This window comes from Actinoplanes sp. NPDC026670, from assembly GCF_040638175.1.
Classification (GTDB): Bacteria; Actinomycetota; Actinomycetes; order Mycobacteriales; family Micromonosporaceae; genus Actinoplanes.
This window is the reverse complement of sequence record NZ_JBEZXU010000110.1, coordinates 1-21,819: the sequence shown is the minus strand read 5'-3', so window position 1 is coordinate 21,819 and position 21,819 is coordinate 1. Positions and strand designations below refer to the sequence as shown.

The 21,819-nt window shown below is 71.6% G+C and carries 19 protein-coding genes; 10 read left to right on the top strand and 9 right to left on the bottom strand.

The features are described 5' to 3' along the window. Window positions 1-266 precede the first annotated feature (266 nt). Together trmB and AB0E94_RS50330 are read left to right on the top strand one after the other, a co-directional pair. Window positions 267-947: a tRNA (guanosine(46)-N7)-methyltransferase TrmB gene (gene trmB / locus AB0E94_RS50335; protein ID WP_360343239.1), complete on the top strand. Its 681-nt coding sequence runs from the start codon at window positions 267-269 to the stop codon at window positions 945-947. 345 nt (window positions 948-1,292) lie between these two features. Then, window positions 1,293-3,431 carry an ATP-binding protein gene (locus AB0E94_RS50330; protein ID WP_360343236.1) on the top strand — a complete coding sequence of 713 codons (2,139 nt, stop codon included), beginning with the start codon at window positions 1,293-1,295 and terminating at the stop codon, window positions 3,429-3,431. A 3-nt stretch (window positions 3,432-3,434) separates the two neighbouring features. Here the strand turns inward: AB0E94_RS50330 and AB0E94_RS50325 are convergent, their stop codons facing one another. The 3 genes from AB0E94_RS50325 to AB0E94_RS50315 form a co-directional block, all read right to left on the bottom strand. After that, on the bottom strand, window positions 3,435-4,019 hold the full coding sequence (locus AB0E94_RS50325) for a hypothetical protein (RefSeq protein ID WP_360343233.1): 585 nt from the start codon (window positions 4,017-4,019) through the stop codon (window positions 3,435-3,437). A gap of 56 nt (window positions 4,020-4,075) precedes the next feature. Continuing rightward, window positions 4,076-5,866: a gamma-glutamyltransferase gene (gene ggt / locus AB0E94_RS50320; RefSeq protein WP_360343230.1), complete on the bottom strand. Its 1,791-nt coding sequence runs from the start codon at window positions 5,864-5,866 to the stop codon at window positions 4,076-4,078. 70 nt (window positions 5,867-5,936) lie between these two features. Then, the gene (locus tag AB0E94_RS50315; RefSeq protein WP_360343227.1) at window positions 5,937-7,439 is read right to left on the bottom strand and encodes an alpha/beta hydrolase; all 1,503 of its coding nucleotides are present in this window, start codon (window positions 7,437-7,439) and stop codon (window positions 5,937-5,939) included. Between the two features lie 102 nt (window positions 7,440-7,541). Here AB0E94_RS50315 and AB0E94_RS50310 point away from each other — a divergent pair, with 102 nt between their 5' ends. Then, window positions 7,542-8,630 (top strand): PQQ-dependent sugar dehydrogenase, encoded by a 1,089-nt coding sequence (locus AB0E94_RS50310; protein ID WP_360343224.1) that lies wholly within the window; start codon window positions 7,542-7,544, stop codon window positions 8,628-8,630. A 4-nt stretch (window positions 8,631-8,634) separates the two neighbouring features. On the opposite strand, the gene AB0E94_RS50305 is transcribed toward AB0E94_RS50310, so the two are convergent. The 3 genes from AB0E94_RS50305 to AB0E94_RS50295 form a co-directional block, all read right to left on the bottom strand. Continuing rightward, window positions 8,635-8,886: a hypothetical protein gene (locus AB0E94_RS50305; protein ID WP_360343221.1), complete on the bottom strand. Its 252-nt coding sequence runs from the start codon at window positions 8,884-8,886 to the stop codon at window positions 8,635-8,637. Window positions 8,887-9,009: 123 nt separating this feature from the next. Then, window positions 9,010-9,669, bottom strand: coding sequence for an HAD family phosphatase (locus AB0E94_RS50300; RefSeq protein ID WP_360343218.1), 660 nt, complete (start codon window positions 9,667-9,669; stop codon window positions 9,010-9,012). Beyond that, complete coding sequence (locus AB0E94_RS50295) at window positions 9,666-10,517, bottom strand: LLM class F420-dependent oxidoreductase (RefSeq protein WP_360343242.1); 852 nt, start codon at window positions 10,515-10,517, stop codon at window positions 9,666-9,668. Before AB0E94_RS50295 ends, AB0E94_RS50300 begins: the two co-directional genes overlap by 4 nt. 201 nt (window positions 10,518-10,718) lie before the next feature. Here AB0E94_RS50295 and AB0E94_RS50290 point away from each other — a divergent pair, with 201 nt between their 5' ends. Further along, window positions 10,719-12,356: a glycosyltransferase gene (locus AB0E94_RS50290; protein WP_360343215.1), complete on the top strand. Its 1,638-nt coding sequence runs from the start codon at window positions 10,719-10,721 to the stop codon at window positions 12,354-12,356. A gap of 294 nt (window positions 12,357-12,650) precedes the next feature. Here the strand turns inward: AB0E94_RS50290 and fgd are convergent, their stop codons facing one another. Continuing rightward, on the bottom strand, window positions 12,651-13,649 hold the full coding sequence (gene fgd / locus AB0E94_RS50285; protein ID WP_360343212.1) for a glucose-6-phosphate dehydrogenase (coenzyme-F420): 999 nt from the start codon (window positions 13,647-13,649) through the stop codon (window positions 12,651-12,653). Window positions 13,650-13,717: 68 nt separating this feature from the next. Continuing rightward, window positions 13,718-15,532: a sigma-70 family RNA polymerase sigma factor gene (locus AB0E94_RS50280; protein ID WP_360343209.1), complete on the bottom strand. Its 1,815-nt coding sequence runs from the start codon at window positions 15,530-15,532 to the stop codon at window positions 13,718-13,720. A 129-nt stretch (window positions 15,533-15,661) separates the two neighbouring features. Between AB0E94_RS50280 and AB0E94_RS50275 the strand changes: the two genes are divergently transcribed. The 4 genes from AB0E94_RS50275 (at window position 15,662) to AB0E94_RS50260 (ending at window position 18,768) form a co-directional block, all read left to right on the top strand. Then, on the top strand, window positions 15,662-16,048 hold the full coding sequence (locus tag AB0E94_RS50275) for an ATP-binding protein (protein WP_360343206.1): 387 nt from the start codon (window positions 15,662-15,664) through the stop codon (window positions 16,046-16,048). 132 nt (window positions 16,049-16,180) lie between these two features. Beyond that, window positions 16,181-17,323 carry a PP2C family protein-serine/threonine phosphatase gene (locus AB0E94_RS50270; RefSeq protein WP_360343203.1) on the top strand — a complete coding sequence of 381 codons (1,143 nt, stop codon included), beginning with the start codon at window positions 16,181-16,183 and terminating at the stop codon, window positions 17,321-17,323. A gap of 77 nt (window positions 17,324-17,400) precedes the next feature. Beyond that, complete coding sequence (locus AB0E94_RS50265) at window positions 17,401-17,865, top strand: MarR family transcriptional regulator (RefSeq protein ID WP_360343200.1); 465 nt, start codon at window positions 17,401-17,403, stop codon at window positions 17,863-17,865. A gap of 24 nt (window positions 17,866-17,889) precedes the next feature. Further along, a complete protein-coding gene (locus tag AB0E94_RS50260; RefSeq protein ID WP_360343197.1) occupies window positions 17,890-18,768 on the top strand; it encodes an LLM class flavin-dependent oxidoreductase in 879 nt (292 codons plus the stop codon). A 166-nt stretch (window positions 18,769-18,934) separates the two neighbouring features. Here the strand turns inward: AB0E94_RS50260 and AB0E94_RS50255 are convergent, their stop codons facing one another. After that, complete coding sequence (locus AB0E94_RS50255) at window positions 18,935-19,285, bottom strand: Lsr2 family protein (protein WP_360343194.1); 351 nt, start codon at window positions 19,283-19,285, stop codon at window positions 18,935-18,937. Between the two features lie 184 nt (window positions 19,286-19,469). Between AB0E94_RS50255 and AB0E94_RS50250 the strand changes: the two genes are divergently transcribed. Together AB0E94_RS50250 and AB0E94_RS50245 are read left to right on the top strand one after the other, a co-directional pair. After that, entirely contained in the window at window positions 19,470-19,901 is a 432-nt protein-coding gene (locus AB0E94_RS50250; protein WP_360343191.1) for a hypothetical protein, read from the top strand. Continuing rightward, window positions 19,898-21,289: a serine hydrolase gene (locus AB0E94_RS50245; protein ID WP_360343188.1), complete on the top strand. Its 1,392-nt coding sequence runs from the start codon at window positions 19,898-19,900 to the stop codon at window positions 21,287-21,289. The genes AB0E94_RS50250 and AB0E94_RS50245 overlap by 4 nt, the downstream gene beginning before the upstream one ends. Window positions 21,290-21,819: the final 530 nt, after the last annotated feature.

Sequence of the window (21,819 nt, the reverse complement as noted above, 5' to 3'; positions counted from 1 at the left end):
GACTGCCCGCGTCCGACTAAAACACGACCTCGTACGAATCAAAGGGTTACGACGTCAGCGAGCGACCAGCACCGATTTTCAGCCCGGAACGGGCCGCCTCGCCAGAGGCGACAGGGACTAAAACGCCGCGGAAGCAGCCGTGCCGTGCCGCCGGCCGCCCGGCCGGGCCGGGAAGCAGCCATACCGTGCCGCCGGCTGGGGCGTGGCGAGGCGGTGTGGGCGGGATTTCGCGGTGGCCGGGGGCTGGTTCTATCGTTGGGCGCGCCATGAGTGACACCGAAACCGCCGCCGCCCGCCCCATTCGCACCTTTCATCCGCGCCGCGGTCGGATGAGCACCCGCCACGCCGATGCGCATGAGGCGCTGTGGCCCAGCCTCGGGCTGACGGTGACCGACGGGGACCGTACGCCATTGGATCTGGCCGGCCTGTTCGGCCGGGACGTTCCGGTGGTTCTGGAGATCGGTTTCGGTATGGGTGATGCGACTGCGGCGATGGCCGCGGCGGACCCGGGCCGTGGCTACCTCGGGGTCGAGGTGCACACCCCTGGCATCGGCAACCTTCTGGCGCTGGCCGGCGAGCTGGAGCTCGACAACGTCCGCGTGGCCCACGGTGACGCGATGCAACTGGTGTACCGGATCAGTCCGGGGGCGCTGGACGCGGTGCACGTGTTCTTCCCGGATCCGTGGCCGAAGGCCCGCCATCACAAGCGCCGCCTGATCCAGCCGTCGAACGTGGCGTTGCTGCGGGAACGCCTGCGCCCGGGCGGGGTGCTGCATTGTGCGACCGACTGGCCGGAGTACGCCGAGGCGATGGCCGAGACGCTGGACGCCGATCCGGGCCTGCGCCGCCTGCCGGCCGACCCGCACGGCCAGCCGGAGACGAAGTTCGAACGCCGCGGCGCCGCAGCCGGCCGCCCGATCACCGACCTCCGATACGAACGACACTGAGCCGCCGGCACCGACCCGAGGCGAGCCACCCGGCACCACCGAGACTGAGCCGCCCCAGCGCCGATCAGGGGTGAACCATCCGGCACCGCCGAGACTGAGCCGCCCCGGCGCCGATCAGAGGCGAGCCACCCGTCGCTGAGCCGCCGGGCAGCAGCGAAGGGTGCGCCGTCCGACCCCTCCCGCGCCCCCGGAGAACGGCCCAAAGGGTCGGGCGGCACCGGCCGACACTGAAGGATGTGGGGTGGATCGTTGCCGCCCCGCCACGAAGGGGCCAAGGCCGCGCGTGCCGCGTCATTTGCCGGTTTTAGCCCTTTCGCGCATCTAGGCTTGAGGTGGAGGTCGGCCATGCGGCGAGAAGGCCCCGGCGATGCCGGGCGGTCCGGACGGACGCACGCGGCGGAAGCCGCGGCTCCCGCGCGCACGGCTGATCCTTACGGGGGGACGGCCGTCGACGAGCACGCACGCTCGCCGGCGGCCGCCGGTTTTCTCGGGCCTACTCCGCATCGTGGTGTCCTGACCAGCGGCTCCGCCGACCAGCTGGCCGCGCTGACGGCCCGGGCCGCGGCCGCGCCCAGCGCCTGCGTCCAGTTCGTCGAGGGCGATCGGCTACGCCTGTACGGCAGCTGGGGTGTGGCCGCCGACTGGGACGAGGTGATCCACACCGACCTGGAGTCCTCACTCGGCGGGATCGTGGTGCGTACCGGACAGGCCCTCGTGGTGACCGGTGACCGGATGCCGGCCGGGATCGTGCGCGAGCACGGCGGCGCCTACCTGGGTTATCCGGTGCACGACCGGATGGGCCTGGTGCTGGGCGTGTGTTTCGCCTACGACCACCGGCCCCGGCAGTGGACGGCCGAGCAGATCGCCGCGGTCGCCGAGGCGGCCGACGTGGCGACGTTGCTGATCGGCGAGCAACTGGCCCGGCACGAGCTGGAGCAGCAGCACCGGTTCCTGGACGCGGTGCTGGACAGCCTGCACGACGGGGTGGCGGCGTGCGACGCCGACGGCCGGGTGGTGTTCGTCAACGAGCGGATGCGCCGGCTGTGGGGTGACTCGCCGGTGGAGGACGTGACGGGGCTGGCCGACGGGTCGGGGATGTCGCTGCGGCGCGAGGAGCTGGGGCTGTTCCGGGCGCTGCGCGGGGAGCGGGTCCGGGACGAGCCGATCGCGGCGCACGGCCGGAGCCGCCGGACCAGGTTCTTCCTGATGGACGCGCAGCCGATCCGCGGTCTGGACGGCCGGGTGGTGGGCGCTGTGCAGGCGGTGCAGGACGTGACCCGGCAGCGGCGGGCGGAGCGGTTCCGCAGTTGTGAGCTGGCGGTGACGACGGCGCTGGCCGGCACGCCGAGCATCGAGGCGGCCGGGCCGCGGGTGCTGGAGGCGGTGGTCGCGACCCTGGACTGGGTGCACGCCGAGCTGTGGATGGTCGACGACGGGACGATCCGGGCGGCGGCCCGCTGGAGCACACCCGGCTGGCCGTCCGGGATTCCGGTGCCGGAGCGGCTGGCGTACGGCCAGGGCCTGGCCGGCCGGGCCTGGCAGGTGGACAAGCCGCTGTGGATCCGGGACGTGGGCCGCCCGCAGAGCCTGATCTCCCCGGACACGTCGGCGGACCGGCTGCACACCGCGCTGGCGATCCCGGTGCACGACGGCTCGGGGCCGATCGGGGTGCTCACGGTGTTCGCCGATTCGGTGGAGGACCCGGAGGACGAGCTGGTCGCGCTGATGTCGGGGATCGCCGCGCATCTGGGGCAGTTCGTGGAGCGGCGCCGGGTGGAGGATCTCCAGCGGCAGCTGACCCGGAGCAAGAACGAGTACCTGGCGCTGATCGGGCACGAGCTGCGCACCCCGCTGACGTCGATCAGCGCCTACACCGAGCTGCTGCGCGAGGCGGACGAGCCGACGCTGGTACGGGACGGGCCACGCCTGATCGCGGTGATCGAGCGCAACACGAACCAGCTCCGGGAGATCATCAACGAGCTGCTGGAGTTGTCGGCGCTGGACGCGGGGCACGCGGACGTACGGCGTACCCCCATGGATCTTGCCGAAGTGGTCCGTGAGGTGGTGGACCGGGCGCGGGTGGCGATCGACGGCGCCCCCGTGGTGATCGACGCGGACCTGCCGGGTGAGTTGATCCTGCCGGGCGACCGGGACCGGCTGCGGCACATCGTGGAGAACCTGCTGGGCAGCGCGGTCCGGTTCAGCCCGGACGGCGGTCATGTGGCGGTGTCGTTGCGCAGCACCGGGCGGGCGGCCGAGCTGGCCGTGTCGGACGCGGCCGGGGATGTCCCGCACGCCGAGCGGGAGCAGCTGTTCACCGGCCATTTCCGGACGTCCCGCGGCCATGACCGGGTGCTGCCGGGCAGCGGGCTGGGCCTGACCCTGAGCCGGGCCGTCGTGGAGAAGCACCACGGCAGCATCGAGCTGACCGGCGGCGACTCGGGCACGACGGTGCTGGTCCGGCTGCCGCTGGACGTGCGGTAGCGGTCAGTCGGTGGGACGGCCGCGGCGCTCGATGTCGCGGTGGACCTCCGGGTCCCATTTGGAGGCGTCCCAGTCGTCGCTGCGCAGGATGGTGCGGGTGCGGCCGCCGAGGTCGGGGCGGCCGGTCTCGCGGCGGATCCGGGCGCGGGTCAGCACCACCCCGGCGATCAGGGCGACCCAGCCGAGGAGCCGGAGCCCGGCGTCGGCCAGCAGGGTCACCGGCAGCAGGTAGCTGAGGCTGATCAGCAGCAGGATCGCGAACAGGCCCCCATATCCGGTCGCGCCGGGGCCGGTGGGCGACACCTTGTGGGCGCTGACGATCCACACGATCGCGGAGATCAGCAGCCCGACCAGGCAGACCCAGGTCAGCAGCCCGAGGGCGGACATGGCGAGCACCAGCCCGGCCTGGGTGCCGGGGTAGCTGAGGTCGACCGTGCCGCGGGACACCGCGTTCACCCCGACCAGCACGAAACCGGCGGTGAGCAGGACGATCACCAGGAAGCCGACGCTGAAGCGGATGACCCGGCGGGTGGCCAGGCCGAAGGTCTCCAGGTTGCCCTCGTGCGGCGACATGCTCTCGAAACTCATTGCCTCTCCCCGATCGGTCGCACCATGATGGCCGACCGATCGGGGCGCCGCCAAACTCAGCGGGCCGGCCGGACCACCCCGGCGGCCCCGCCACCTCGGCGGACGGGTTCGGCGGTGGCGATGAACCCGCCGCCCCGGGTGAACTCGATCGCGGTGGCCGCGCCGAGTTCCGGGGCGTCGGCGGCGAACGTGTGGCCGAGCGGGGTGAGCGCCGGGCCGTACTGGAGCCGGAACGCGGCCTCGGCCTGGATGCCGGCGCTGTTGCGCTGGGAGGCGCGCGGCGCGGCCATCGCCGTGGGCAGGCTCATCCCCAGGTCGAGGCGGTTGAGCAGCAGCTGGGTGACGGTGGTGATGATGGTCGCGCCACCGGGCGAGCCGAGCGCGAGGAACGGCTTGCCGTCCTTGAGCACGATCGTCGGCGACATCGAGCTGCGCGGGCGTTTCCCGGGTCCGGGCAGGTTGGGGTCGGGCGCGTCGCCCTGGGTGGGCGCGAAGTTGAAGTCGGTCAGCTCGTTGTTGAGGACGAACCCGCGACCGGGAACGACCATGGTGTTCCCGCCCGTCGCCTCGATGGTGAAGGTGTACTCGACGACGTTGCCCCACCTGTCGGCGACGGTCAGGTTGGTGGTGCTCTGCCCCTCCTCGACCCGCCGGCCGGCCGCCGCGGTGGCACAGCCGGCGCCGTTCAGATCACCCGGCGCGACCGGTTTGACCAGGGCCTTCGTGCGGTCGATCGAGCAGGCCCGCTGCTCGGCCCAGCGATCTGAGATCAACTTCTTCAGGACCGGCGGCGAGGTGTACGCGCCCACGTACCGATTCCGGTCGGCGAAGGCGAGGGCCGTCGCCTCCAGGTAGTAGTGCAGCTTCTCGGTCGAGGTCGCCGAGGTGGGCAGCCCCGCCTCGATGATGTTCAGCGCCTCGCCGACCGCGACGCCACCGCTGGACGGCGCGGACATGCCGTAGACGGTCAGCCCGCGGTAGTCGGACCGGGTCGGCTCGGGGTTCCGCAGCCGGTAGCCGGCCAGGTCCTCCCGGGTCAGCGTGCCCGGCCGGATCGGGTACGCCCAGGCGCCCCACGGGTCGGCGGCGACCGGCGGATGCTGGATCGTGTCGACGAGGTCACGCCCGACCGCCCCACGGTAGAAGACCCCGGTCCCCTGCTCGGCGATCAGCCGGTAGGTGTCCGCCAGGTCCGGGTTGCGCTGGACGCTGCCGACCGCCGGCGGGGCCCCACCGGGCAGGTAGAGCTCCCGGCTCGAGGTGAACTGCCCGAACGCGGCGGCGTTGTCGGCGACCTGCTGGCGGAACGTGGCGTCGACGGTGAACCCGTGGTCGGCGAGCCGGGCGGCCGGTTTCAGCGAGGCGCCCAGCGACCTGGTGCCCCAGCGCCGCAGGGCCGCCTCCCAGGTGGCCAGGGTGCCGGGCGCGCCGGCGGACAGGCCGCTGACCCGGGCCTCGGTGAAGTCGTACGGCAGCCCGTCCACCGGGTCGATGAAGTACTTCTCGGTGGCCGTGGCCGGCGCGGTCTCCCGCCCGTCGATGGTGGAGACCCGCCCGCTGCGCGCGTCGTAGTACACGAAGAAGCCGCCACCGCCGATCCCGGCCGAGAACGGCTCGGTGACGCCGAGGGCCGCCGCCGCCGCGACCGCCGCGTCGACCGCGTTGCCGCCACGGCGCAGCACGTCCAGGCCGATCGCGGTGGCGTCCGCGTCGACTGTGGCGACGGCTCCGCCGTACCCGATGGCGGTCGGCTCTTTGATCGTGCCCCCGGCGAAAGCCGGTGGGGAGGCGGCGACGAATCCCAGGGTGGTCAGTGACAGCGCTGTCAGCGCGGGCAGGAACCGCATCGGCCCTCCAGGTTGGACATTGCCGGTCGTCCATATCTGCCTACCCGGAGGCGACCGGAAGAGCAAACGGTCAGCCGACTCCGAACGGTTTCGGCTCGACCGCGGGGCAGGTCGGGCCGGACGGCAGGGTCAGGTCGAGCAGGAAGCGGTCGGTCGCCGCGCTCACGCACGTGCTGTGCTTGTAGGCCACATGCCCCCAGCCCTGGTAGGTGAGCAGCCGCGCGGACGGGCCGAGCTGCCGGGCCACCTGCTGCGCCCAGGGGTAGGCGGTGGCCGGGTCGTACCGGGAGTTGACGACGAGGACCGGGCCGGCGGCTTCCGGGATGGGCCGCTGCGGGTTGACCGGCTCGGCGTCCCGGCCGAGGCAGGAGGAGACCGCGGTGAGCGCGAGCGGCGAGGCCCGCATCTGCGGCGCCCGCCCGGCCAGGGCGCGCAGCCGGTCCCGGTATCCGGTGAAGCCGCCGACCGGAAGTGACCAGTCCTGGCAGATGACGGCCGGGAAGCTGTGCGGGGTGAGGTCCTCCAGGCGGGGCACGGCCCGCCGGGCCGCCGGGGTGGGCGCCGGGTCGTACGCCTCCTTGAGGTAGTGCGCGAACGAGTACCACTGCGGGTCGTAGAACGCGCTGAACGCCGCCGAGATCAGCTCCCAGGCGCCGATCTTGCTGGGCGGATCGTACGGGTCGGCGAGGTCCCCCGCCGTGGCGCGCTGCATCAGCTCGGCCCACATCGCCCGGATGTCGCGCCCGCGCAGCACACACTTGGCGTCCCGCCCGCACCAGGCGACGAACTGGTCGAACGCCGCCTGCACGGCGTCCGCGGTCTGGCCGAGGAACGCGTCCACGTCGGCGCTGTGGTCCATCACGCTGTCCAGGACCAGGGCACGGACCCGGTCCGGGTAGCGCTCGGCGTAGAGCTGGCCGAGCAGGGTGCCGTAGGAGGCGCCGAAGAAGCTGATCCGGTCCACGCCGAGCGCCATCCGGGCGGCCTCCATGTCGCGGACCACGCTGCCGGTGTCGGCGTGCTCGTAGACCGGCCCGCTGCGCCCGGCGCAGTCCGCGGCCAGTTTCCGGTTGTACTCCTCGGCCTTCTGGAACTCGGCTTCGGTGGCGTACAGCGGTGACGGTTTCGCGTCGACCAGGTTCTGGTCGCAGAGGATCGGGGCGCTGCGGCCGACTCCGCGCGGGTCGATGCCGACGATGTCGAACCGGCGGTTCACCTCGGGGTCGAAGAAGTCGTGGTCGAGGGCCAGGTTGACGGCCGAGACGCCGGGGCCGCCCGGGTTGACCATCAGGACGCCGAGCTTGCCGGCCTGGTCACCGGCCGGGCTGCGGGCCAGCTGGACGTCGATCTGCGGGCCGAGCGGGACGGTCCAGTCCACCGGCACCCGCATCAGGCCGCACTGGACGCGCTCGTCCTCGGGACAGGGCGACCAGCGGATCGGGTCGGCGCCCAGACGCAGGACCCGGGGCGGCACACCGATGGACCGGTCGGCCCGGGCCGGCTGTGGCGCGTACCCGAGAAAGGTTGTGAGGGTGAGGATCGCGGCCGTGACCGGCCGTCCCAAAGCTCGCATCGGGCTCATCTTGGTCCGAATCCCGGCGGAGAATCCGGCAAACAACATCATTTACCGCAGACGAGTCATGGCGATCGGCCGGGGCCGTGGCACGGTTGGTGGATGACCATCACGCGACTCGCCGCAGCGGCCGCCGGTCTGGCCGTGCTGACCGCCTGTTCGTCCGACGGCTCGTCGGCGGCGCCGACGGTCGCCCCGGTGCCGTCGGTGACCGGCTCGGCGCCGCCCGCCCCGTCGGCCGCCGCAACCGGCACCCCCGACCTGGGCGCGCCAGAGACCGTCGCCACCGGCATCGACGTGCCGTGGGGGCTGGCCTTCCGGCCGGACGGCAGCGCGCTGGTGGCCGAGCGCAACACCGGCCGGATCCTGGAGATCGTGCCCGGCGGCGAGCCCCGCGAGGTGTACCGGGTGCGCGGCGTGGAGTCCGGCGGCGAGGGCGGCCTGCTCGGCCTGGCCGTGCGCGACGACTGGGTGTATGCGTATTTCACCGCGTCCGACGACAACCGGATCGTCCGGTTCCGGCTCGGCGGCGGCGAGCCCGAGGTGATCTTCGACGGGATCGCCCGGGGCGGGCGGCACAACGGCGGGCGGATCGCGTTCGGCCCGGACAGCATGCTCTACGTGGGCACCGGCGACGCGAGCGAGGAGTCCCGCTCGCAGGACCGCGACGACCCGTCCGGCAAGATTCTGCGGCTCACCCCGGAGGGCCGGCCGGCGCCGGGCAACCCGTGGGCGGGCTCACCGGTGTGGAGTCTCGGCCACCGCAACGTGCAGGGCATCGCCTGGGACGCGCAGGGCCGGATGTACGGCATCGAGTTCGGCCAGGACCGCTGGGACGAGGTCAACGTGATCGAACCGGGGAAGAACTACGGCTGGCCGGAGGTCGAGGGCCGCACCGACGACGACAGGTATGTGAACCCGATCGTGCAGTGGGGCACCGACGACGCGTCGCCCAGCGGCGCGGCCGTGGCCGGCGACACCCTCTACGTCGCCGCCCTCAAGGGCGAACGACTGTGGACGGTGCCGCTCGGCGGCGGCTCGACGAAAGCGGAGTTCACCGGGAGGTACGGCCGGCTGCGCACGGTCGCCGTGGCGCCGGATGGTTCGCTGTGGCTGACCACCTCGAACACCGACGGCCGCGGCGACACACGCGACGGTGACGACCGGATCCTGCGTTTCCCGGTGAAATGACCGGTCAGCCTCTCGGCGGTAGTTGGGGCAACGCCGAGATGGCCGTCGCGTACTGACTTACCTGGCGGTTGTTGGGCACGACACCGTAGACCCGCAGCTGGTCCTGGATGGCCTGCTTGACGGCGTCTTCGGATTGGCCGCGATGCGTCTGCATCACCTTGTTGACGACATAGTCGACGCGGAGCTGCACCTGCCAGCCGATGGGCCGACGGCTGGCCTCGGTAGCGAGGCCGCTGATTGAGGCGAGGGGTTCCATGCCGGGGTAATCGGTCGGACCAGGGCCCGGGTTGACGAATCGGGGGCACCCTCTAACCCGATCGCAACCCGGGCACACCGAACCGGTAATCAGGCCGCCTGGTCAGACCCTTTCGCGGCACCCCTATCGATGAAGGTTTGAAACCGCCTCCGGAGTCACCTCGGTGACCGCCTTCACCACCAGCGTCGCCCCCGCCAGAGCGTCCTCGGCCGGCGGATAGACCCCGTGCGGCACGGCGATCACGGTGAGACCGGCCGCGGCCGCCGAACGCAGGCCGTTGCTCGAATCCTCGACCGCGGCACAGACCGCCGGCGTCAGGCCCAGCTTCGCGACCGCGGTCAGGTAGACGTCCGGCGCCGGCTTGCCGCGCGGCACCTCCTCGGTCGACAGCGTCACCTCGAACACCTCGGCCAGCCCGGCCGTCGCCAGCACCTGATCGATCAGGATCCGGGCCGACGAGCTGGCCAGCGCCAGACGGTACCGGGCGGCGAGCGCCCGGACCGTCTCGACGGACCCGGGAATCAATGGCAGGGCTTCTCGATAACGCTCGGCCATCCGGCCCAGGACGTCCGAGGCGACCTCTTCGGCGGTACGGGGAACGCCCACCTCGTCTGCCAGATGCGCCGACCACTCCCCGGTGCTCATGCCCATCATCCGATCCTGGGAGTCGGGGAGGAACTCCCGGCCGTGCTCGGCCACGTAGCCGCGCCTGACCTCCTCCCACACCTCCTCGGTGTCGATGATCACGCCGTCCAGGTCGAAGACGACCGCCTCGATGCTCACAGTCCCGCCACCGCTTCCACAGTCCGTTTGAACTCCCCGGTCTTCTGCCACGAGTCGCGGACCGGGCCGTGCATGACGGTGACGCCCAGCCCGGCCAGCCGGCGAGCCTCCCGCTCCGTCTCGGCCAGATCGCCGGTGAACCGGTAGAGCACCGTCTTCTCGATCTCGTCGTAGTCGCGCCCGACCGCGTCACAGTGCCGTTTCAGCACGTCCAGCTTGTGCGGCAGCTCGTCGGTGTTCATCAGGTTGCAGGCGTCCGCATACTCCGCGACGAGCCGCAGCGTCTTCCTCTCCCCGCCGCCACCGATCAGGATCGGGGTACGGCGCAGCGGCAACGGCGAGTTGAGCAGCCGGTCCAGCCGGTAGTGCGCACCGGCGAACGCGGTCTCGTCACCGGCGAACATCTGCCGGCAGATCCGCAGCGCCTCCTCCAGCCGCTCGAACCGCTCGGCGGTCGGCGGGAACGGCAGGCCCAGCCCGAGCGACTCCTCCTCGTTCCACGCGGCGCCGATCCCCAGCATCGCCCGGCCACCGGAGAGCACGTCGAGGCTGGTCACCGCCTTGGCGAGCAGGCCCGGCTCGCGGTAGACGACACCCGTCACCAGGGTCAGCAGCTGCGCCCGGCTGGTGTGCGCGGCCAGGAAGCCGAGAGCCGTGTAGGCCTCCAGCATCTCCATCTCGGGCGGGCCGTTCACGTGGATCTGCCACACGTGGTCCATCACGCTGATCCGGTCGAAGCCCGCCTCATCGGCGGCGGAGGCGATGTCGGCGAGAACGGGACCGAGACGCTGCGCGCCGCCGGGCCAGCTGAAGGTGGAGATGTGCAGGCCGAGTTTCACATCGATCACCCTACCCAAATTCGGTACGGTCGGTGACGGCCCGGCAACGCACACGGGCCGTCACCGCCGGTTCGGTCCGCGTAGATGATCACCATCAACCGATAGGCCAGGGTGCAGGCCGGTTGCGGGCCGGTAGCTTCGGGCCCAGCAACGCCGCCGAGCCGGGAGCCGTATCACATGCCAGTTCCGCAGTTACCCTCCGTGAGCGTTGTGATCCCTCTGCCGACCACCGGCCGGCTGCCCCTGCTGTTCGCCGGACTGCCCCCGGTGGGCGAGATCATCGTGGTCGTCGGCCCGGACGAGGACACCACCCTGCCGCTGCCCCGGGCCGCCCGGGTGATCCGCCAGACCCGCTACGGAACCGGCAACGCGATCGCCTGCGGAGTGGCCGCCGCAACCGGCGACGTGATCGTCACCCTGCCCGGCGACGGCTCCTGCGATCCGGCCCACCTGCCGCACCTCGTCGAAGCGCTTGCCACACCCGTTGACCAGCCCTTCCACCCCTCGACCCAAGCCGCTTCCCCCGCCACTGCCGCTTCCCCCGCCACTGCCACTACCTCCGGCCCAGCCGCCAGTCATGCTGCCGCCGCCGCGGGCATCGGCGGCACCGACCCGGGCATCGGCGACATCGGCGACATCAATGACATCGGCGCGGGCATCAATAGCATCGGCGCCGGCATCAGTGGCATCGGCGCGGGCATCGGTGGCATCGCCGGCGCCGACGTGGCTGAAGGTGTCCGGGTCCCCCGGCGCTCGGACCTGTTCCTGCTCTGGTTCATGAGCGTGCTGCTGGGCTGCCGCCCGTCCGGCGCCGGTACCGGCTTCCGAGCCTTCCGGCGCAGTCAAGCCGACCGGCTGGGCCTCCCGCGCGTCGCCGGAACCGACCCGGTCCGCGGCGACGGCCGGGACATCGAGACGCTGCTCACGGCCCGTTCCCGCCGCGCCGGACTCCGCGTCACCGAGGTGCCCGTCGACTTCTACCCGCAGCGCAGCGGCACCGCCCGGCTGGCCGGCCTGGCCGCGATCATCCGGGAGCGCTTGGCCCTCCGCCGCGACGGCGACCCGGAAACCACATCGGGCAGCATCGTGATCATGACCGGCGGCACGTCCCGCCGGCCGGCCAGACCGCTCCCGGCGCCGCTGTTCGCCGGCCCGAACCGCCGCGCCACCACACCACCCGCCACCGGCTTCACCCGCCGGCCCCCCGCACCATCCGGCCTCGGCCCCGCCCGCCGAAACGCCGCAACCTCCGGCAACGGCCCGACCCGCCGAGACGCTGCTTCTTCCGGCAACGGCCCGACCCGCCGGGACACTGCTTCTTCCGGCAACGGCCCGACCCGCCGGGACACTGAATCCTCCGGCACCGGCCCGATCTTCGGGGAGGCCGCATCCTCCACCGCCGGACCGGTCCACGGGGACTCGGCGGCTCTCTTCGCAGTGCCGGCCCAGCGGGTTGGCGCCTCGTTCTTCGCCGGGACTGTCAACACTCCGCGCAAGCCGGGCGCCGACCACCGGCCCACCGACCCGGCCCTGCGCCGCTGGCCGGCTCCGAACCGGGCCGCCCCCACGAACCTGGATCATCCCAACAGCTCCGGAATCGGCATGACCGACCGCCGTCGCGGGACCGACCGCCGCGGACCGGAACGCCGGCGCACCGACACCACCCCGGACCGCCGCGCGTCCGCCGGCCGCCCCGGCAACGACCGCCCGAACGCCGACTCCCCGCACCGCCGCCGCTGGCGCGACGGCCAGACCGACTTGAACACCGGCCGCCGCCCCGACCTACGCGTGATCAACGGCGAGGGCACCGGCTCCGGCGGCTCCCGGGGCCACCTCCGCTCGGTCTGACACCCACCACCGCAACTCCACCACCCGCAACTCCACCAGCCCGACGTCCGGCTAGCCGGACCTCAGGCCTGATATACGTCTGCCTTAACACGTCTGAGGTACGGCCGGGCGAGCCCAGCCGTACCTCAGACGTGTTATCGACCCTCCAGAACCTGCCTGGTGTACGGCTAGCCGGAAATCAGGCGAGTCTGGGGGCGTGGACCTGTCTGAGGTACGGCTAGCCGGAAATCAGGCGGGTCTGGGGGCGCGTGAACCTGTCTGAGGTACGGCTAGCCGGACCTCAGACAGGTGGGGTCAGGTGCGGGAGCGGAGCTGCGGGAGGATCTGCTCCGAGTAGAGGCGCAGAAAACGCTCCTGGTCCGGCCCCGGCGCGTGGAAGACCAGGTGTTTGAAGCCCATGTCGAGGTACTCGGCGACCTTGGCGACGTGCTCGTCCGGGTCGGAGGAGACGATCCAGCGGGTGGCGGTGCGTTCGACCGGGAGCGCGTCGGCGAGCCGCTGCATCTCGACCGGGTCCTCGACGCCGGTCTTCTCCTCGGGTGACAGCGCCAGCGCGCCCCAGTAGTGGGTGTCGTTGCGGGCCCGTTCGATGTCGTCGTCGAAGGACACCTTGACCTCGATCAGCAGGTCCAGGTCGTCGATCTTGCGGCCGGCCTTCTCGGCGCCCTCGGTGACGGCCGGGAGCAGCGTGTCGGTGTAGAGGGCGTGGCCCTTGCCGCTGGTGGTGATGAACCCGTCGGCGATGCGGCCGGCGAGCCGGGTGGCGGCCGGCCCGGAGGCGCCGATGTAGATCGGCACCGGCTGGTCGGGCTTGTCGTAGATGGTGGCGTTCTCGGTCTTGTAGAACTGCCCCTCATACGTCACCCGGTCCTCGGCCCACAGCTTCTGGATCAGCAGCACCGCCTCCTTGAGCCGGGCGAACCGCTCCTTGCCGTCCGGCCATTGGGTGCCGAGGAGCACCTCGTTGAGTGACTCGCCGGAGCCAACGCCGAGGACGGCGCGGCCGGGGGCGAGGCAGCCGAGGGTCGCGAAGGCCTGCGCGACGACGGCCGGGTGGTAGCGGAAGGTCGGGGTCAGCACGCTGGTGCCGATCAGCACCCGCTCGGTCCGGGCGGCCAGCGCCCCGAGCCAGGGCAGGGCCGCCGGGGCGTGGCCGCCGTCGTGCCGCCACGGTTGCAGGTGGTCGCTGACGAACACCGAGTCGAAGCCCAGATCCTCCGCCAGAATGCCGTACTTGAGCAGCTCAGCCGGCGCGAACTGCTCCGCCGACGCCTTGTACCCGAACCGAATCATGAACGAAGACTAACCTCGCCCGGACGGCCTGGCCCGTCGTTCCCGACGGGCCTCCCTTGTGGAGATGGTCACCCGGCCGCGCGGTACGCCTTCCCGGCCGCTGTCGGGCTGTCCGCGTCGAGGTAGAGCCCGAAGTCGACACTGTCGCCCACGGCGGGCAGCCCGAAGTAGGCATAGCGTTCGACGAACGAGCGTTTCTCCAGTCCCGCGGTGGTGCCCTTGATGAAGGCGACCTTCTGCGCGTCGCTGGCGTACTTGGGTGACCCACTGAAGTTGATCAGGCCGAACTCGGTGATCCAGATGGGTTTGCCGTATCGCTTGTGCACGGCGTCGACGTAGCCGAGGAACTGGTTGACCGAGGCGGAGCTGAAGTCGGAGCCGTACCAGTGCAGGGCGATCGCGTCGACCCGCAGGCCCTTGGATTTCGCGCCGGTCATGAACCGGTCCAGCCAGCCGCCGGCGGTGTCGCCGCCGAACGCGACGGCCGGGCTGACCAGTTTCATCCCGGTCGCCTCGAGTCTCGGCCAGGCGGCCAGGGCGGCCTCGACGGTCATGTTCGACTGTTCGGCGAGGTCCGGCTCGTTGAAGCCGAGCAGCACGTCACCCTCGGCCTTGACCTCCTTGAGGGTGGCGTCGGTGACGTTGGCGGCGCCCCAGATCATCGGCACGAAGTCGACGTTCGCCGGGCCGGGCACCTCGTTGTCGTTGGCCGACCAGGAGTAGTACCAGGAGGCGCCGACGTCTTTCAGCGCGCCTTTCGCCCCGGCGAACTTCCACACCGCGGCGCCCTTCTTGGCGGAGACGTTCACCACCGGCGCCGCGGGCGCCGACGGCGACTTGCGGGAGGGCGACGGCGACGGTTTGGTCACCGAGGGCGAGGGTACGGGGGCCGACGCGGGCGGTGGTTGCGGTGAGACGACGGCTGCGGCGTTGGTGATCGGCTCCGCCGGGGTGCTGTACGACCAGACGGCCGCGCCGCCGCCCGCCACCACTCCCGTGGCCAGGAGGCCGGCGAGCACCTTCTGGGCCACGACGCTGCTCGCCTTGGCCACGATCTGGGCGGGCGCGGCTGCCGTCGCCGCGGTGGAAACGGCGCCGGTGGCCGTACCCCCAAGGGCATTGATCTTGAAAATCGCAAGTCCCGGAGGCAGTGGGATGAGCGCCATGCCGGCCAGCAGCCGCTCTGCCTCGACGAGGTTCTGCCAGGCCGGGGCGCAGAGCCGGCAGTCGCGGGTGTGCCGTGCGATGCGCTTGCGCCAGAGCGCGCTGGGATGGCCGTCCCAGGTGGTGAGAACGCCGGCGAGTTCCGCGCAGTGCGGGCCGTGCAGCGCCCGGACCACCGCGCGGGCCGTCTCCAGCTGCGCCTTCATCCGCTGGATGCGGACCGCCGCGTGCTGGCGGCCGAGGCCGCTGGCGTCGACGATCTCGTCCCGGGTGAGTTCGCCGGACGCCTCCAGCCACCAGAGCGAGAGCAGCTCGCGGTTGTCGTCGTCGAGCCAGCGGGTCGCCTCGGCGGTCTCCCGGCGCTGGCCGGACAGTTCGAGCCGGGTGATCGCCAGATCGGTGAAGTCGGCGCCCGGGTCGCGCAGATCGGGGTCGAGCGGGTCGGCCGGCGGGCGGGCCCGGAAGCGTTCCCGGACCTGGCGCACGGTGATCGCGACCAGCCAGGACCGGAAGGCCGTGGGGTCACGCAGCTCGCCCAGGTTGCGCAGCACCCGGAGCATGACCTCCTGGACCACGTCGTCGACGTCCGCGTGCCCTTCCAGGGCCCGGCCCACGATGGTGTAGACCAGCGGCAGATATCCGGCGACGAGCCGGTCGACCGCGACCGGATCGCCGGCGCGGGCCGCGATGACGGTCGCCGTGTCAGGTTGTCCCACCATGTCTCTCCACTCCGTGTATCCGCTGCACAGGGAGACGGGCGCGGCAGACATGGATAACACGAATCGGGGACGGGGTCATCGGCGTCACGGTTAGCCGGGCGGCTGATCGGGCACAGAAACGTCATGCGCATGTCGGTTCGGCTCAATCTGCCCCGCGAGGTGGACAGCGTTCCCGCCGTGCGCCGGCTGTTGCGTTGCGCCCTGACCATCCTCCGCGTGGACGGTCAGGCCAGTGCCGATCTGGAGATCGCCCTCACCGAGGCGTGCGCCAACGTGGTCAAGCACGCCACCGGGGCGGAGAAGTTCGAGGTTCGCCTGGACGTCGGCGTGGACCACTGTTCCATCGACGTGATGGACGACGGTTCCGGGTTCGACCCCGCGGCGGACATCGCCCCCTCGCCGACCAGCGAGCGCGGGCGGGGCCTTCTCCTGATCAAGGCGCTGGGCGAGAACGTTCGCATGCACTCCAGCCCGCGCAGTGGAAGCCTGATCCACTTCGAGAAGTCCTTCGCCTGAGGGCTGTCGCGCCGGGCCGCCCCCGGGTGGGTTGTCCCGGCGCGATTTGCTTGCCGTATAACAAATAACCGGTTGCTGTCCTCATGCTGCCCTGCTGTCGCCCTGCACGTCGCTTCGTGAGAGGAGTCTGGAATGTCTGACCAGCCGGCACCCCTCGGCTCGCTTTTGCGGGCCGCGCCGCCCGACCGCCTGCCCGAGATCGCCGCCGAACACCTCCGGCGTCACTTCGCCGCCGGAGCCGTCGAGGTGCTCGTGCCCGACCTCACCGGCACCCGCCTGCACCCGCTGATCGGTGAGCCCGACCCCACCGACGCCACCACCGCCCTGCGCTGCTTCGGCAGCCAGCGGGCCGGCGTCGAGCGCGCCCCGGCCGGGCAGACCCGGCTGCACCTGCCGCTGACCTGCTGGGGCGAGCGCGTCGGTGTGCTCCGGGCGGACCTGCCCACACCGCCCTCCCCCGAACTGTCCGAACGGCTCGCCGCCGACGGCGACGACCTCGCCACCGCGATGCGGGCCGCCGAGAACGCGACCGACCGATACCACCGGGCCCGGCGCGGCGGCCGGCTCACCATGGCCGCCGAGCTGCAATGGGACCTGCTGCCCGGCCGGGCGCTCGGCGACGACAGGTTTCTGGTGGCCGGCCAGCTCGAGCCGGCGTACGACGTCCGCGGCGACCACTTCGACTGGGCGCTGGACGGCGACCGGCTGACGCTGACCGTGCTCAACGGGGACGGCGACGGCATGGAGGCCGCGCTGCTCACCTCGTTGGCCGTCAACGCCATGCGCAACGCCCGCCGCTTCGGCGCCGACATCGTCGAACAGGCCGAACTGGCCTCCGACGCGGTGCACGCCCGGTACGCCGGCGCCGTGCACGCCGCCACCCTGCTGCTGGAGATCGACCTGGTGAGCGGTGGCGTGGCCGCGGTCGACGCCGGGTCGCCGCACTGCCTGATCGCCCGCGGCAGCGGTATCGAGCAGGTGCCGCTGGAGCAGCAGCTGCCGCTCGGGATGTTCGGCGAGGCCCACTACGAGATCCAGCGATTCCAGCTCGAACCGGGCGATCGGATGCTCGTGGTCAGTGACGGGGTGCACGCCGCGACTCCGGCCGGACTCCCCCGATTCGGGGAATCCGGGCTGCTCAGCGCACTTCGCCGGACACGGTTGCAGCCGGCCACCGAGGCGGTCGGTACGGTGTTGCGGGGCCTGCGTGAATACCATGCCGGAGCCGAGCCGGATGACGACGCGGTCATGGTTTGCTTGGACTGGCGGCGCTGATCATTGTTTCCGGCGCCGGGGGACCGGGTATACATGCAGGTTCACGGGCCCGCGACTGCCGACGACGGGGATACGGGATGGAACGTGCCACCGAGATCGCCGCGGCTGTCGAGTCGTCGGTGGAGGCGCTGGTGGCCGTCCTCGAACGGGCCAGGCTCGCCCAGCAGCCCACCGTCCCGCCCGCACAGCTGCGGGTGCTGACCATCGTCGCCGGTAACCGGCACACCAACATGAGCCGGCTGGCCGAGGCCCTCGACGTGGTGCCGTCGTCGGCCAGCCGCCTCTGCGACCGGCTGGAGGCCACCGGCCTGCTGCGCCGGGTCGCCGACCCACGGGACCGTCGCGAGGTGCGGCTGCTGCTCACCTCGGCGTCCCGGCGGCTGCTGGCCGACCTGCGGGAGCGCCAGCAGGCTGCCCTCGCCGAGGTGCTGGGGCGGATGCCGGCCGGCGCCCAGCAGGACCTGCTCCGGGCGCTTCAGGCGTTCGAGTCCGCGGCCACCGTGCCCGACGCGACAGGCCGGCAGGACCGCCAGAGCGCCTGATCGTGCCCCGGTAGGCTTCCGCGGGTGCGTATCGGCATCGTGATCCTTCCCGACCAGCGCTGGGCCGCCGCGGGCCGCCGCTGGCGCCTGGCCGACGAGTACGGCTTCGACCACGCCTGGACCTACGACCACCTCGGCTGGCGTGACCTGATCGACGGGCCGTGGTTCGACCCGGTCCCCACCCTGACCGCGGCCGCTCTGGTCACCACCCGGATCCGGCTGGGCACGTATGTGGCGACGCCGAACTTCCGGCACCCGGTGCATTTCGCCCGCGAGGTCACCGCCCTCGACGACATCTCGGCCGGGCGGCTCGTTCTCGGCCTGGGCGCCGGCGGCATCGGCTTCGACGCGGCGGTGCTCGGGCAGCCGGAGCTCACCCCGCGCGCCCGGGTCGACCGGTTCGCCGAGTTCCTGGAGCTGCTCGACACCATCCTGCGGCAGCCGTCCACCACCTGGTCCGGCGAGTGGTTCTCGGCGGTCGACGCCCGCAGCATCCCCGGCCCGGTCCAGCAGCCCCGGCCGCCGTTCGTGGTCGCCGCCAACGGCCCCCGGGCGCTGCGCCTGGCCGCCCGCTACGGCGAAGGCTGGGTCACCACCGGCCCGCAGCAGCTGGACAGCGCGGAACTGTGGTGGAAGGAGGTGACCGTGCTCCGGGACCGGTTCGACGCGACCCTGGAAGCGGCCGGGCGCCCACTGGACTCGGTGGACCGATACCTCAACCTGGACACGTCACCGATCTTCTCGATGAGCAGTGTGGAGGCTTTCACCGACGCGGTCGGCCGCGCCCGGGAACTCGGATTCACCGACGTGATCACGCACTGGCCGCGAGAGTCGAGCTGGTACACCGGCGACGAGAAGGTGCTCGAGGCGGTGGCCGCCGAACTGCCCCGCCTACGCCTTTGACAGGCGCCTTACCTTTGATGCTCGCCGTCCGGAAAGTATTTCCTCGTCCAATTCGGACTGTTAACGATTCCCCGAAGATCGAGTGGGATTTCTCACCCGGGGCCGGCGAGCAGCAGCCGCCACACGCCGTGCCGGCGCAGGACCGGCACGGCGACAACGGCGCGAATCAGCGGCCGTGGGCGGCCCGGTACGCGTTGCTGACCTCCTGCGGAATGCGGCCCCGCTCGGAGATTTTGTGCCCGTTGCTGATCGCCCACTCGCGGATCAGCCGGTTCTCGTCACGAGAGCCGGCGGTACGGACCGGAGCAGCGCCACGCGACGGGATACGCCCCGACGTGGTGCGGCCCAGGCGGGTGCCCGCACTGATGAACGGGTCCAGAGCCTTACGCAGCTTTCCGGCATTGGCCTCGGAAAGGTCGATCGTGTAGCTGACGCCGTCGAGACTGAACTCGACAGTCCGATCCGCCTTGTTGCCGTCCAGATCGTCGATCAGGGTGGTGATTACCTGCCGCGCCATAACGACTCCCGAGAAGAATAATTCAACCGCGCCCAGTCTGGCGCGCAACCGGTCCTTGGCGCAACTCCTGACCGCGATCCGGCAATTCTTTCCCGTCGGTTATCGGAATGGGACGGGGAATGGGAGCCGAATCCGTCAAAGCCCGGTTGGCCGTGGCACAGGTTCCCACGTTAGGGTCGGCGCCATGCAGGACGAGCAGGCCGCCTGGCGGGAGCAGCAACGGCACGCCGTGGCCGTTCGCGCCGCCGCTCTGGAGGCCGACCGGGCCGCCGAGACACGCCGGGCCGAGGCGCTGCTCGACGACTTCGTCCACCGGGCCGGCGAGCTCGGGATGCGGCCGCACGTGCTGGTCGCGCGCAGCCTGGACGGGCGGTCGACGTACAAGACACACGTCCGCGGGTGGTATCTGAAATCCGACCGCTCGGTCGCCGTCGGTGAGGACGGGGGCTACTACGTGCTCACCGTCGCGCCGTCGCTGCGGGCGCGGTTCGCCGGGGCTGACCTGTCGCCGAGCGCGGCCCGCCTGATCGTGGGCGCCGGCGGTGGCGACGGCGACCCGATTCCGCTGGCCACGCTGCTGGAGCGCCGGCTGACCGCCGGCGACCGATGGCCGTGAGGCTCGTGGCGGCGGCGGCCGCGTGCACGCTCGCCGTCGTGCTGTCCGCCCATCCAGCCGCAGCCGTCTCACTTTCGGGCACGTCGCTTTCGGCCGCCTCGTCCTCGGCCGTCTCGCGCTCGGCCGCCTCGTTCTCAGCCGCCACGCGCTCGGCCGCCTCGTTCCCGGCCGCCTCGGGCTCAGCCTCGGCCGTCTCGTTCTCGGCCGCCTCGTTCTCAGCCGCCTCGCACTCGGCCGCTGAGGTGCCTTGCCCCAAGCCGAAGATCGCCAAGCCGAGCGCCCCGCCCCGGCCCACTCCGCCGGCTGAGGTGGCCGAGGACATGGCGGTCGGCGGCGCGGCCCTCGCGACGCACGGGCTGGTCGTCCCGGCGGGCAGCCCCAGCCCGCCCGCACTGACCGCGACCACCTGGCTGGTCGCCGATCTCGACACCGGCGAGGTGCTCGGCGCCTGCGGCCCGCACGTGCACCAGACCCCGGCCAGCGTGCAGAAGATGCTGCTGGCCGCGACCGCGATCGATCAGCTCGACCCGGCCCAGAAGATGCGGGTCACCGCCGGCGACCTGGACATCGAGCCGAACAGCTCGGCCGTCGGCATCGTGGTCGGCGGCACCTACACAATCGCGACGCTGTGGCTGGGCCTGATGCTCAACTCCGGCAACGACGCGGCCAACGCGCTCGCCCGGCTGGCCGGTGGCGGCGGCCCGGACGGACTCCAGAAGACGGTCGCCGCGATGAACGCCAAGGCCGCCTCGATCGGCGCACGCCAGACACACGCGGTCACCCCCTCCGGGCTGGACGGCAAAGGGCAGTTCACCAGCGCGTACGATCTGGCGCTCATCGCCCGGGTCTGTTTTGCGAACGCTGACTTCCGCAAGTACGTGCTGACCAGGACGGCGCGGATGCCCGCGCAGAAGAATCCGAAGGTCGGCGGGTTCCAGTTCCAGAACGAGAACAAGCTGATCTACAACTACCCGGGCGCGCTCGGCGGGAAGACCGGCTTCACCGCCCTGGCCCGGCACAGTTACGTCGGCGCGGCCACCCGTAACGGCCGTACCCTGGTGGCCACCCTGCTCGGCGCCGAGGCCCGGCCGTTGCGCGGCTGGGAACAGGGCGCCGCACTCCTCGACTGGGGATTCGCGCTGCCGGCCGGCACCTCGGTCGGCAAGCTGGTCACCCCGGAGGAGGTCGCCGCCGCCGCTCAGGCAGCGTCTGCCACCCCGGAGCGCACCGGCGCCGCCGCGGGCGCGGGCATTCAGGCGGCCCACCCGGGCGGCCCAACCGGCTTCACCGTGATCGCCGCCGTCGCGGTGGCGGCCGCCCTGATAGCGGTGCCCCTGCTCCTGCTGCTGACCCAGCGCCGACAGCGCCGCCTACAGAATTCCGACTGACTGTCGTCGAACTGTCCCCGAACTCCTCGATCCTGTGGAGTTCCACGGGACAGGAGTCTTCTGCGCAGCCACCTCACCTTGAAAGGACAGCCCTCGGACGGGCGACGCCTCCTCAGCTAGCGCCTTCTCGGCTGGTGTCTCCTCGGCTGGGTGTCTCCTCGGCTGGTGTCTCCTCAGCTGGTGTCTCCTCAGCTAGCGTCTCCTCGGCTGGTGTCTCCTCAGCTAGCGTCTCCTCGGCTGGTGTCTCCTCAGCTAGCGTCTCCTCGGCTAGCGCCTCTTCCGCCAGCGCCTCGCCGCCCACCGCTTGTCGCCCGCGGATCTTGCACGACTTTCCGGCTCGCGCCGATCTTGCAGCCTTTTCCACCCCCCAACAGGAAGAACGCTGCAAGGTCTCCCCAGCGCAGTAGACCTTGCACGACAAACCACACCCAGACATGAAGAACCTTGCAAGATCTGTGAAGGTTTTTGTCAAGCGGTGGCTTCGAGGATGCGCCAGATTTGGCGGGTTATGTAGCGTTTTAGGTTGCGGG